Raw genomic sequence first — 12,736 nt, forward strand, 5'->3', positions numbered from 1 at the left:
TCCCAAATGTCGATCCGTCCTAGGCCGCCTGGTAGTCGGGCGCGGTGCGCAGGTAGCCGGCATAGGCCTCGGCAGCGGGTGGCGCGAAGTTTTCCGCCAGCGCATTGCGTCGCTTCCGGCGTGTGCCGATGTCCGCCAGCAGCTCGTCGAAATGCTTGAAATGGTATGGGGCCACGCACAGCCCGCCATAGACCTTGGCGGCCGGCCGCTCGTTGCGGCGCCAGTCGAGCATCATCTCGATGTTCTCGCGCATCTGCGCCTCGCCGGGTTGCCGGGCAAGCTTGCCGTCGGCGTAGCGCACCAGCCATTCCGCTCCCACATCGGCGCACAGAACCGTGCAGAAGGAGGAATTGAAGCCGACGAAGCCGAGGTCCGGAATGTCCGGATTGACGATCAGGCGATAGAGCCGGTATTGCCCGTCGGCTTCGATCAGCCTGTCGCGATATTCCTGCGGCAGGAAGGGGATGCCGGCCTTCCAGCCGGTGGCGAGGACCGCCATGTCGGCGGTAATGCGCTCGCCGCCGGTCAGGATGACGGCATCCTGCTCGTAACGGGCGAAGGTGCCTTGCAACGCCTTGATGCGGCCGTCGAGCACCATTTCGAAGAAGCCGGGCGTGGCGATGGGCACCGAGCAGTTGATGCCGTCCTCGATCCGCTCCTCGGGGCGCAATCCCGTCTTCTTCAGCTTCATCTGCATGGTGAGCAGGCTTTCGAGCGCTCGCCAGTTGGCCCAGACGAAGGGGCGTGCGACGGCGTGGTTGAGACGGGCGAGCGTGCTGCGGTTCCAGCCCGGAAACATCTTCTCCTGAGCGCGGATGTAGAGGATGCGCTTGAAGTTGATGAGCCCGCCGATGAAGTAGGGGATGCGCCAGACCGGTTTCAGATAGACGATGCTCACCGCCGCGGCCCCGGCGTTGACGGCGCTGACCGCGATGTCCGTCGCCGATTTCGAGAAACCGAGAACGACGACGCGCTTGCCGCGCACCATGGCGGGGTCGGTGTATTCCGACGAATGCAGGACCGTCCCGCCGGCGGCCTCGAATGCCTCCTGGCCGGGATGCGCGGGACGGTTCTTGTCGCTGAAATTGCCGGTGCACACGGCGATGAAGTCGAAGGTCTCGCTCTTGCGGCCTTCGGGCGTCTCAAGATCGAGTTCCCAGCCCTTGCGGCCGTCCGCGCGGCGACGCATGGCGCGGACGTCCGTGCCGAAGCGGATCAGCCGCCTGAGCCCGTGGTCTTCGGCAAAATCGGAAAGGTAGGAGAAGACCTGCGCTCCCGTCGGCCACTCGGGATAGTGCTTCGGCATCGGCTTGTCGGTGTAGCGGTAGAGATCCTTGGGGCTTTGCGTCTTGACGTCGGGATAGGAGCGCGAGGGCTCCCAGACGCCGCCGAGCTCGCGGCTGCGCTCGAGGATGGCGACCTCGTGGCCGCGTCTGCCGAACGCCCTTGCCGCGGCGAGCCCGCTGACGCCGGCTCCGATCACGCAAACTTTCTTTCGTGTGGTCATGCTTGTTCCTCCGGTCCGGCCTCTCGCGGGCGAACGCTCTCCCGCGCCGTGCCTTCGCACGCCGCCGGGCCGCCCCGCGGCCGGAGCGGGCCTGGCGCCCGCTCAATCTGTCAAAAACGATCGTGGCTTATGACCTCGGGTCCATTCGACCCGGGACTGCCGCTCCCTAGATCGCGATGATTTTGCGATCGCATCAAAAAGTCAGAGCGGGATGCGGGCGGAAAACCGCTTCACACCTTTCCTCATCCCGCCCTAGTCGTTGGCCTCGGGCGGCAGGAAATCGACCTCGTGAAGGGCGGAGACCTTCACCACCTCTGCCGGGTCCGTCATGTTGTGCAGCTTCTCGAACAGCGCCTCGAGCTTGCGCGCCGGCGAGACCCAGAACAAGGCGCGGGCGGGCTTGTCGGATTTGTTGAAATAGCCATGCGGCACGCCGCGCGGCATGCGCACCAGATCCCCCGCCCTGGCCTTCAGCCATTTGCCGTCGAGTTTCAGGTCGAGCTCGCCTTCCTGCACCAGGATGAACTCTTCCTGCGTCGGGTGGACGTGCACGGGCACGAACTGGCCGGGGTCGCTGTTGGTCTCGAAGGCGAAGGTGGAATCGCAGGCCGCCTTGGGAAAATAGACCTGGCCGAGAATGTTCCATTGGGTCTCCGCGAAGCCTTCGCCTTCGCGGGTGATGCCCTTTTCGAGTTCTTTTTCCATGACGTTCTCCTCTATCACGGTGCCCGATCGTCCCGCGAAACGGGCGCCGCCGCTATCCGCAAACCGCAGCGACTATCCGAAAAACGAAAAAAATGACGGGGAAGGCACGCCCCAATCCTCTCCCTCTTGGCGAAAACGCGGCCGGTGCTACACTTTGCGGATGATGATCGAGAGGGAGGAACGGGGCGACCGCCCGCTGTCCAATCACGTTCTCTTTCGTTCGGCCGATCTGGATTGTGCGCGCGAAATGGTCGCCCGGAAATTCTGCCGCCACCGGCTGGAGGTGATCGGCGGCGGCGCCCGTTTTTTTGCCACGCAGCACCATCACCCCGGCCGGCTCCTGTCGCTCAACTACATCAGCTACGGCGCCGACGTGATGATCGATCCGGGCGCGCTCGAGACCTTCTACCTCATCCAGATCCCCATCAGCGGCTGCGCCACCATCCGCCACCAGGGGGAAGAGTTCCAGAGCGACGGCCGCACCGCCTCGCTGCTCAACGCGGACCGCGAGACCGTCATGCACTGGTGGGCGGGCTGCGAGCAGGTTCTGGTGCAGATCCACAAGGCATCCTTCACGGCATTCGCCGAGCAACTGTGCGAACGGGCCATGCCGGGGCCGCTGCTGTTCGACCCCATGCTCGATCTCACCCGGCCGGAACTTGCCGCCTGGCACTATCTGGTGAGCGCCATGTTCCACGCCGCCAACCGGCGTGCCGCCGGCACCGAGTCCGGGTTCAGCCTGTGCGCGGCGTTCAACGAACAGCGTGTGCTGGAGGCACTGCTCAGGATGCAGCCGAACAACCTCTCCCCGTTCATGGAAGCAAGATCGAAGCCTGCGCCGCGCCAGGTGAAGCGTGCCGAGGAGTTCATCCGGCAGAACGCCGACAAGCCGATCACGCTGCTCGACATCGCGGCGGCTTCGGGCGTCGGCGCGCGCGCCCTGCAACTCGCCTACAAGAGCACCTTCGGCCTGTCGCCCATGCATGCGCTGACGCGCGAGCGGTTGCGCCGGGTGCGATTCGAGCTGCAACGCGCCGGCGATGCGATCTCGGTCACCGAAATCGCGCTGCGCTGGGGCTTCACCCATCTCGGCCGTTTCGCCGCCGATTACCGCAGGGAGTTCGGCGAACTGCCGAGCGAGACCATGCGCCGGCCGGCGTTTTAGGCTTCGGCGAGAAAACCCTTGAGGAAGGCGATGAAGCGCGGGTTGGTGCCATAGGCGACGTTGACGCGGATCGCCGCTGCGCCACGCGCCGTCCTGTCCGGCGTGAAGACGCTGCCGGGGGCCAGGAAGATGCTCTCGGCGGCGGCGGCGCGGCAAAGCTCCATCTCGTCCACCGAGCGGGGAAATTCCGCCCACAGATAGAAGCCCGGCGTGATGCTCTCGCGCAGCTTCAGGCCGAGCGCCTCGAGTTGGGCGAACGAGGCCTTGTGGGCCTCTTCCACCCGGGCCCGCAGCCGCCGCAGGTGGCGCAGATAATGCCCGCCCTGGATGAGATGGAAGACGAAGCGCTCGACATAATCCGACGTGGCGACCGTGGTGAGCATCTTGAGGTCGCCGAGCGCGCCGACGATGGCCGGGTGTCCGGCGACGAAGCCGCAACGCAGGCTTGCCGACAACGTCTTCGAGAAGGTGCCGACATAGAGCACGCGGTTGAGCTGATCGAGCGCTGCAAGGCGCGGCAGCGTCGAGGGCAGGATGTCGGCGAGCGCGTCGTTCTCCACCAGCAGGAAGCCCCAACGCTCGGCAAGCTGCATCAGGCCGAAGGCGACGGCCGGCGACAGGGTGCTGCCGGTGGGGTTGTGGGCAAGCGACTGGGTGAAGAAGACCTTCGGCCGGTGAAGGGCGAGTTTTGCCGCGAGATCTTCGAGGTCCGGTCCGTCATGGCCGCGGCGGATGCCGATCATCTTCGCCTTGGCCAGGGTCAGCTTGCCGAACAGCGGGTAATAGCCGGGGTCGTCGACGAGCACCGTGTCGCCCGGCTCGATCAGGTGGCGGATGATCAGGTCGATACCGTGATTGACGCCGTGGGTGAGCAGCAGCCCTTCAGGCTGCACGGTGATCGACCGCTCCAGAAGCAGCACGCGCAGCCGCTCGCGCAGCGGCGCATAGCCCCAGGAGCTGCCATAGCCGAAATCCACCGAGGACGGATCGGCGGTCTTGAAGCCGGAGAAATAGCGCTTGAGCTCCGATCCCTCCATCCACAGGGCGGGCGGCCGCCCGTCGCCCGGGCGCACCTCGTAATGCTGGTCGAGCTGCTCGCGCAGCAGCGAAACCACATCCACCGCAGCCGCCACATGCGGCGCCGGCGGCACGGAGCGCGGAAGCTGGAATTGGGCGACGTAATAGCCGGAGCCGGCACGGGCCTCCAGAAGGCCGCGCGCGACCAGCCGGTCGTAAGCTTCCGCCATGGTGTTCTTGGAAACGCCGTGCTCGCGCGCCGCCTGCCGCACGGAAGGCAGCCGCTCGCCCGCCTTGAAGGCGCCGGCGGACAGAAGCCCGCTCACATGCTGGACGATGCGGTCTGCCCGTGAGAGGCGGAGATTGTCGTCTTCCATGTCGACTGTCCCATTCATTTGATTGGGACAGTCATCGCGATTTTGCGCCAAACTGTCCCTTGATTGTCCCAGATCATTTTAGGACAATTTAGGCCGATCGACAAACTTTGCTGTCTTGGGAGGAAGCAATGACTGATTTGAGACGTCGCCGGATCCTGGCTGCTTCGGCGTTTGGCGGAGCCGCGCTTGCCATGCCCGCCGTGGCGCGCGCGCAGGAGACCGTTTCATGGCGCATGCAGGCGCTGTGGGATGGTGGCACCACGCCTTACGAGTTAGAGAAGGCCTTCGCCGCCCGCGTCGCCGAGCTGACCGACGGCAAATTCGACATCAAGCTGTTTGCGGCGGGACAGCTCGTGCCGGCCAACCAGGCCTTCGACGCGGTGCGCAGCGGCGCCTTCCAGATGATGAAGACCTTCGACGGCTACGAGGCCGGCAAGATCCCCTCCTTTGCCTTCACCTCGACCATTCCCTTCGGCTTTCCCGATCCGGACCAGTACGAAGCCTGGTTCTACGAGCTCGGCGGCCTCGACATGGCGCGCGAGGCCTATGCCAAGGCGGGCCTCACCTATATCGCGCCGACGGTCTATGGCGAGGAGCCGATGCACTCTACGGTCAAGATCGAGAGCATCGCCGATATGGCCGGCAAGAAGGGCCGTTTCGTCGGCCTGGCCTCGGCGGTGATGGGCGATCTCGGCGTCGCGGTGACGCCGATGGCGACGGCGGAGGTCTATTCCGGCCTCGAAAAGGGCCTGATCGATTTCGCCGATCGCGGCGACCTGACGGCCAATTACGAGGCGGGCCTGGCGGAAGTCGCGAAATACATCATCCTGCCGGGCGTGCACCAGCCGACCACGGCGACGAGCTACGTCGCCAACACGGCTGCCTATGAGGCGCTGCCGGGCGGCTTCAAGGCGGCGCTCGCCGTGGCGGCGCGCGAGATTTCCGGCTCGCTGCGCCAGCGCATCATCGTGCAGAACACCGAGGTGCTCGAAAAGTACCGCGAGAAGGGCGTGGAAGTGATCCAGCTCGACCCGGCCGACATCGCCGCGGCACGCGGCAAGGCGGTCGCCTCCTGGAAGACCGCCACCAGGGAGGATCCCCTGGCGACCAGGATCGTCGACAGCCAGATCGCCTTCATGCAGTCGCTCGGCCTCATCTGATCCTTGGCCCGCGGGCGGCACCCGGCGCCGCCCGTCTCTTCTGCGGCCGCACGGCCTGACGACGGTTCCATGCAAGCACTCTGCGCCCTCATCACCGGTCTCAACCGGCTTCTCTTCATGGCCGCCGCGGCGATCATCTTCGCGGTCGTGCCGATGCTGCTCTACGAGGTGGCGGCACGCTATGCGTTCGACGCGCCGACCGTCTGGGCCATGGAGGCGAGCACGCTGGTCTTCGGTCCGCATTTCATGCTGGCCGGGCCCTATCTCCTGCATCTGCGCGGCCATGTCGCCGTCGATATCTTCAGCGAAAAGGCGCAAGGGCCGATGCGGCGGGTGCTCGATGTCTTCGCCTGCCTCGTCATAGCGCTTTTCGCCGGTGTCTTCGCCGTGGTGAGCTGGCCGCTGGCGGTGAATGCCTATGCACTGGGCGAGACCAGCTTCTCGGCCTGGAACCCGCCGGTCTGGTGGCTGAAATTCACCGTGCCCTTCGCCTTCGCGATGCTGTGCCTGCAGGCGCTGGCCGAGGCGGTGACGGAATTGCGTTCCCCTGCGGAAGAGGGGACGCGGCCATGAACTCGCAATTCGTCCTCGTCATCATGTTCGCCAGCCTCGTCGGCCTGCTGCTGACCGGCGTGCCGCTCGCCTTCACGCTCGGCGCGCTGGCGCTGCTGTTCACGGTGACCTTATGGGGACCCGCCGCGCTTTCCGTCACCGTGCTCAATCTCTTCGACACGATGCATTCGGAATCGCTGCTCGCCATCCCGCTCTATGTGATGATGGCGAGCGTGTTGCAGCGCTCCGGGGTCATCGAGAGCCTCTATCGGGCGATGGAGCTCTGGTCGCGGCGTCTGCCGGGCGGGCTGGCCGTCGGCACCATCGCCATCTGCACCATCATTGCGGCGATGACCGGCATCGTCGGCGCGGCGGTTGCGGCCATGGGCATGCTGGCGCTGCCCTCCATGCTGAAGCGCAACTACCAGCCGGAACTCGCCATCGGCACGATCTGCGCCGGCGGCACGCTCGGCATCCTCATTCCGCCCTCGGTCATCACCATCGTCTATGCGGTGACGGCGCAGGCCTCCATCGGGCAGATGTTCATCGCCGGCGTGGTACCGGGCCTGCTGCTCGCCTCGCTCTATATCGGCTACATCGTGCTGCGCGCCGCGCTCAACCCGGCCATCGCGCCGCGCCCTGCCGACAATGAGGGCGTCACCTGGTCGATGCGTCTTGCCGCGCTGAAGTCGCTGGTGCTGCCGATGCTCATCATCGTCGGCGTGCTCGGCACGATCTACAGGGGCATTGCCACGCCGACCGAGGCCGCCGCGGTCGGCGTGGCGCTCGCCTTCGTCTCGGCGCTGATCGAGAGGCGGCTTGGCTGGGATCTGGTGCGCGGCGTCGGCATGGACGTGGTCAAGGTCACGACCATGATCCTGTGGATCACCATCGGCGCCCGCGCCTTCGTGGCGATCTTCACCGGAACGGGCGGGGCGGATTTCCTGCTCGGCTTCATCCAGGATCTGGAGGCCAGCCGCTGGATCGTGCTCGCGGTGATGCTGCTGATCCTGTTCTTCCTCGGCATGTTTCTCGACGAGATCGGCATCATCCTCCTGTGCGTACCGGTCTTCCTGCCGGTGATCGACTTCCTCGGATTCGACCGGCTGTGGTTCGGCATCCTGTTCCTCGTCTCGGCGCAGATGGCCTACATCTCGCCGCCCTTCGGCTACACGCTGTTCTACATGAAGGGCGTGCTGCCGGCCGGCATCGGCATGGGAACCGTCTACCGGGCCATCATCCCCTTCATGCTTCTGCAGGCGCTCGGCATCCTGATTTGCGCGCTGTTCCCGGAGCTGGTGCTCTGGCTTCCCAAAACCATGATCCAGTAGAAATAGGACACACGATGAGCGACGTCCGATCGTCCCGTATTGAAGGTCTCCACAAGATGACGCCCGCCGCGCGGCTGCAGGCCGTGGCGCGGCAGGCGGGCCTCGGCAACGAGGCCATTGCGAGCCTCGCAGCCGCCGCCGAGGGGCAGATCGAGCTGGCGGACCGGCTGGTCGAAAACGCGATTTCCACCATGGCCGTGCCGGTCGGCATCGCCACCAACATGATCGTCGACGGGCGCGAGGTGCTGGTGCCGATGGCGACGGAGGAATCCTCGGTCATCGCCGCCGTCTGCAACGCCGCCAAACGCTGCCGCGGAACCGGCGGCTTCTTCACCTCCGGCAGCGGGCCGGTGATGGCGGCGCAGATCCAGCTGCTGGGCGCCAGCGATCCGGAGGCCGTGCGTCTCAAGGTCTATGAGCGGTTCGAGGAGATCCGGACGATCTGCGACGGGACCGACCCGCTCCTGGTGAAGTTCGGCGGCGGCTTCCGCGATCTCGACGTGCGGGTGATCGAGACGGACGAGGGGCCGATGACCATCGTCCACATCATCGTCGACACGCGCGATGCGATGGGTGCGAACGCGGTCAACAGCATGGCCGAGGCGCTGGCGCCGAAGCTTGCCGAATGGACTGGTGCGCGCACCCTGCTGCGCATCCTGACCAACCTTGCCGACCGGCGCGTGGTGCGCGCCCGTGCCGTGTGGCCGCTGGGCGAGATCGGCGGTGCCGAGGTGCGCGACGACATGCTGTCGGCCTATCGCTTCGCCGATGCCGACCCCTATCGCGCGGCGACCCACAACAAGGGCATCATGAACGGCGTCAGCGCCGTGGTGCTGGCCACCGGCAACGACACGCGCGCCATCGAGGCGGGCGCCCATGCCTATGCCGCGCGGGGCGGGCGCTATCGGTCCATGTCGCGCTGGGAAAAGGATACCGAGGGCAACCTCGTCGGCATCCTCGAAATGCCGATGGCCGTGGGCCTGATCGGCGGGGCGACGAAGATCCACCCGACGGCGCAGGCCAATCTCAAGCTTTTGGGCGTCGAGACGGCCGACGCGCTGGCGCGCATCATCGTGTCGATCGGCCTGGCGCAGAATTTCGCCGCCATGCGGGCGCTCGCCACCACCGGCATCCAGAAGGGCCATATGGCGCTGCATGCGCAGAACGTCGCGCTGATGGTCGGCGCGGCAGGCGAGGAGATCGACCGCGTGGCGAGCGAATTGAAGGCGCTCGGCAAGGTGCGCCAGGATCTGGCCGAGGAGATCCTGGCCCGCATCCGGGGCGGAAAGTGAGCGCCCGCGTCTCGATCGTCGAGGTCGGGCCGCGCGACGGGCTGCAGGCGCGCAAGGAACCGATCGAGACTGCGGCGCGTGTCGACCTGATCGAGCGCCTGCGTCTTGCCGGCGTCGAGCGCCTGGAGGTCGGTGCCTTCGTCTCGCCGCGGCGTGTGCCGCGCATGGCCGATACGGCGGCGGTAATGGATGCCGTCGGCTCCGGCGGCCGCGCCGGCGACATGGTGCTGGTGGCCAATGAGCGGGGGCTCGATGAGGCGCTTGCCAAGGGTGCGCGCGCCATCGCCGTCTTCACCGCTGCGAGCGATGCTTTTGCCGAAAGGAACATCGGCTCGACGGTCGCCGCCTCGCTCGATCGCTTTGCGCCGATCGTGGCCCGTGCGCGTGCGGCAGGACTGTTCGTGCGCGGCTACGTTTCGACCGTCACCGACTGCCCCTATATAGGCCGGATCGAGCCGGCGGCGGTGTCCGCCGTGGCGGTCGCCCTGCGGGACATGGGCTGCGCGGAGATCGCGCTTGGCGAGACGCTCGGCAAGGCGACGCCTCGGCGGATCGCGGCGGTGATCGAGACGGTGGCGCGCGACGTGCCGATGGAGGCGATCGCCGCGCATTTCCACGACACCTACGGCATGGGCGTGGCGAATGTCTGGGAAGCGGTGCGCCTCGGCGTGCGCACGGTGGATGCCGCCGTCGGCGGGCTCGGCGGCTGCCCCTTCGCGCCGGGGGCGGCGGGCAACGTCGCGACGGAGGACGTCGTCTATCTGCTCGAGGAGCAGGGCTTTAAGACCGGGATCGTGCTGGAGCGCCTGCTCGACGCGGCCGCATCCTGCCATCGGCGCCTCGGCATCGCGCCGTCGAGCCGCGTCTTCAAGGCGTTGCGGGGAAGCGGCGCGGGCTGATCTCGTCCGCAGCGGCAGCACGCCGTAGGTCTTCAACTCAGCATGCTTTCCGAAAATCGATTCCGATTTTCAGGCCGATGCTCTAGATTGAAGCGATGTCGATTGCGGATACTCTGACGGGCATTCTCGATTGGGCGCGTGTCGAGCTCGGCAATCTCGCGCATCCCTGGACCTTCTACCAGATCGCCCTCCTCGCCCTCCTGTTCGGCGTCGCCAAGCTCCTGGCCGGGCGTGTCGAGAGCGGGTCGGAGGAGCGCGCCCGCCGCATCAAGGGACACCCGGATCTTTTGCGCGTCATCATCGCGCTGATGCGGCGCACGGACTGGATCCTCTTCGTCATCCTGCTGTTCGCCGCCTTCACGGTGCTGCGCGCGGTGACCTGGCCGAGCCGCTCGCAGCTCATCGCGCTGGCCCTGTCGCTGTCGCTTGCCTGGCTCTTCGCCGCGGTCGTCTCGCGCATCATCCGCAACCGCCTGGTGGCGCGGATCATCGGCTGGCTCGCCTGGATTTATGCCGCTCTGGTCATTCTCGGCATCGACCAGGAAGCGGCCGCCTTCCTCGACAGTCTCGCCCTGCCGCTCGGCAATCTGCGGCTGAGTGCGCTGATGATCATCAAGGCGGTCGTCCTCCTGACGGCGACGCTCTGGGTGGCGGTCGTCGCCGGCAATTATCTCGACGAGCGCGTGCAGCGCTCGGGCGAATTGACGCCGTCCATCCGCGTGCTGATCGGCAAGGTGGTGAAGATCGGGCTGGTGATCCTGGCCGGCGGCATCACGCTTTCATCCGCCGGTGTCGACCTGACGGCGCTGACGGTGTTTTCCGGCGCGGTCGGCGTCGGCCTCGGCTTCGGCCTGCAGAAGGTGGTCTCGAATTTCATTTCCGGCGTCATCATCCTGCTCGACAAGTCGATCAAGCCGGGCGACACGATAACGCTGGGCGACACGTTCGGCTGGATCCGCGAGCTGCGCGCGCGTTTCGTCTCGGTCATCACGCGCGACGGGCGCGAATATCTGATCCCCAACGAGGATTTCATCACCCAGCAGGTGATCAACTGGTCCTTCAGCGACGAAATGGTGCGGCTCGACGTCTCGTTCGGCGTCTCCTACGAGGCCGACCCGCACGAGGTGAGCGCGCTGGCGATCGAGGCGGCGATGAGCGTGGGGCGCGTCGATGCGGAGCGGCGCCCGGTCTGCTGGATGACGGCGTTCGGCGAATCCTCGCTGGATTTCGTGCTGCGATTCTGGATCCGCGATCCCCAGCAGGGGCTCACCAATGTGCGCGGCAAGGTTCTCCTGGCGCTGTGGGATACGCTGAAGGCGAACGGCATCGAGATACCCTATCCGCATCGCGAGGTGATCCTGAAGCGGGATGCCGCCCGCGCTGTGCGGCCGCGGGGCGAGCCCCGGCCCGAGGCGGAATGAGCCGCACCCCTCCATTTCGCCGTTGATGCGCCGAAGCGCTTCGGCTATGTAGGCGACGCGCCGCCGCTTTGCCCGGCGCATTTTTGGCCGGCACCCGTAGCTCAGCTGGATAGAGCGCTGCCCTCCGAAGGCAAGGCTAAGTCAAGTGGGCAATTGGTGGGCATCGAAAAAACCGAGGAAAACCAAGCGATTGGTGAAACTCGAATGAAGCGGAGAAACCGCTTCCGTGGTCACGGAAGCACCACGGAAGCAAGTTGAAGGAGCTTGTAGAGTACGAACGGCGACGATCGGCGGAGCTTTTTTCGCTCCGTTTGAGTCGTTACGAAGTTGGATTCGTGATTGACCCTGCGCGGTCACCATCACTATCTGAACACAGAATGCACCCGTAGCTCAGCTGGATAGAGTGTCGGCCTCCGAAGCCGAAGGTCACAGGTTCGAATCCTGTCGGGTGCGCCATTTCCATTGAAATTCAGACATTTACGCCGTCGCTTCAGCGCGCGTAGCGACGCTGCGGAAACATCAGTGAAGCAGGCGACTTCGGGATCTGGTGCGGATCGAGGCCCAGCTCGATGACTTGCGCCCTCGCCTTCCAATCAATCGTTCGGGCAGAGGCCTAGCGAGGGTCGCGGCCAGCCTCATCAACATGCAAGCCCTCGAGCAAAGCACGGAAGCTCGACACAGCTTTCTCGGATGTTTCTTCCGGACTATCGGAACTGGCGATCCAAGTGGCCGCGTGGATACTCGCACCGTTGATCATCCGCGCCGCAGCTTCGGGATCGACATCCACGATCAGCCCGTCCGCTTTGAGTTCCGCGAGCTGTTCTTTGAGGCCCATGACGCAGCCGTTCGTGTCCGGCCATAGCGAAATATCACCCAACACAGCGGGACCATCGCGGAACATGATGCGCTGGATTTCCGGCTCCAATGCCATCTGAATATATGCGATCCAATTGTCGACGACCGCTTGCCAGAGTGTTGGTGCGCGAGCGGAAATTTCTGCCAACCGTTCCGTCATCTCGTCGTCGATTTGATGGACCACAGCCTGAAACAGGCCCTTCTTGTCGCCGAAATGGTGGTAGAGCGCGCCGCGAGTCAGGCCCGCGGCCGCGGTGAAGTCATCCATCGACGATTCCGCATAGCCGACCGTGCCGAATGCCTGCCGTGCCGCGGCAATCAGCTTGGCCCTGGTTTCGGCTATCATTTCCTTCCGCGACCTTCGCACCTATCTCGCCCTTCATTCGCCTACGTCACGTATGTCTATTGACATACGTTGCGTATGCTACTATCTCATTCACGTACACTGCGTATGT

The 12,736-nt window shown here is 65.5% G+C and carries 11 protein-coding genes and 1 tRNA gene; 8 read left to right on the forward strand and 4 right to left on the reverse strand.

Annotated features, from left to right (window positions below; all coding sequences use genetic code 11):
- Positions 1-19: 19 nt before the first annotated feature.
- Positions 20-1,507, reverse strand: a complete 1,488-nt coding sequence (locus NUU27_RS16015) for an NAD(P)/FAD-dependent oxidoreductase (protein ID WP_257763138.1) — start codon at positions 1,505-1,507, stop codon at positions 20-22.
- Positions 1,508-1,759: 252 nt separating this feature from the next.
- The gene (locus NUU27_RS16020; protein WP_257763139.1) at positions 1,760-2,212 is read right to left on the reverse strand and encodes a cupin domain-containing protein; all 453 of its coding nucleotides are present in this window, start codon (positions 2,210-2,212) and stop codon (positions 1,760-1,762) included.
- A 160-nt stretch (positions 2,213-2,372) separates the two neighbouring features.
- Here NUU27_RS16020 and NUU27_RS16025 point away from each other — a divergent pair, with 160 nt between their 5' ends.
- Complete coding sequence (locus NUU27_RS16025; protein WP_257763140.1) at positions 2,373-3,377, forward strand: AraC family transcriptional regulator; 1,005 nt, start codon at positions 2,373-2,375, stop codon at positions 3,375-3,377.
- On the opposite strand, the gene NUU27_RS16030 is transcribed toward NUU27_RS16025, so the two are convergent.
- Entirely contained in the window at positions 3,374-4,771 is a 1,398-nt protein-coding gene (locus tag NUU27_RS16030; RefSeq protein WP_257763141.1) for a PLP-dependent aminotransferase family protein, read from the reverse strand. The genes NUU27_RS16025 and NUU27_RS16030 overlap by 4 nt on opposite strands.
- 128 nt (positions 4,772-4,899) lie before the next feature.
- On the opposite strand from NUU27_RS16030, the gene dctP reads away from it, so the two are divergent.
- The 7 genes from dctP (at position 4,900) to NUU27_RS16065 (ending at position 11,882) form a co-directional block, all read left to right on the forward strand.
- Positions 4,900-5,931 carry a TRAP transporter substrate-binding protein DctP gene (gene dctP, locus NUU27_RS16035; protein WP_257763142.1) on the forward strand — a complete coding sequence of 344 codons (1,032 nt, stop codon included), beginning with the start codon at positions 4,900-4,902 and terminating at the stop codon, positions 5,929-5,931.
- Positions 5,932-6,000: 69 nt separating this feature from the next.
- On the forward strand, positions 6,001-6,504 hold the full coding sequence (locus tag NUU27_RS16040) for a TRAP transporter small permease subunit (protein ID WP_257763144.1): 504 nt from the start codon (positions 6,001-6,003) through the stop codon (positions 6,502-6,504).
- Positions 6,501-7,814, forward strand: a complete 1,314-nt coding sequence (locus NUU27_RS16045) for a TRAP transporter large permease subunit (protein WP_257763145.1) — start codon at positions 6,501-6,503, stop codon at positions 7,812-7,814. Before NUU27_RS16040 ends, NUU27_RS16045 begins: the two co-directional genes overlap by 4 nt.
- 14 nt (positions 7,815-7,828) lie before the next feature.
- Positions 7,829-9,106 (forward strand): hydroxymethylglutaryl-CoA reductase, degradative, encoded by a 1,278-nt coding sequence (locus NUU27_RS16050; RefSeq protein WP_257763146.1) that lies wholly within the window; start codon positions 7,829-7,831, stop codon positions 9,104-9,106.
- Positions 9,103-10,005 carry a hydroxymethylglutaryl-CoA lyase gene (locus tag NUU27_RS16055; RefSeq protein ID WP_257763147.1) on the forward strand — a complete coding sequence of 301 codons (903 nt, stop codon included), beginning with the start codon at positions 9,103-9,105 and terminating at the stop codon, positions 10,003-10,005. The genes NUU27_RS16050 and NUU27_RS16055 overlap by 4 nt, the downstream gene beginning before the upstream one ends.
- Before the next feature lie 95 nt (positions 10,006-10,100).
- On the forward strand, positions 10,101-11,426 hold the full coding sequence (locus NUU27_RS16060) for a mechanosensitive ion channel family protein (RefSeq protein ID WP_257763148.1): 1,326 nt from the start codon (positions 10,101-10,103) through the stop codon (positions 11,424-11,426).
- A gap of 379 nt (positions 11,427-11,805) precedes the next feature.
- Positions 11,806-11,882: transfer RNA gene (locus tag NUU27_RS16065), tRNA-Arg, on the forward strand.
- Between the two features lie 157 nt (positions 11,883-12,039).
- Here NUU27_RS16065 and NUU27_RS16070 read toward each other — a convergent pair.
- Entirely contained in the window at positions 12,040-12,648 is a 609-nt protein-coding gene (locus NUU27_RS16070; protein WP_257763149.1) for a TetR/AcrR family transcriptional regulator, read from the reverse strand.
- Positions 12,649-12,736 lie beyond the last annotated feature (88 nt).

The organism is Nitratireductor sp. ZSWI3, assembly GCF_024655565.1.
Taxonomy (GTDB): Bacteria; Pseudomonadota; Alphaproteobacteria; order Rhizobiales; family Rhizobiaceae; genus Nitratireductor.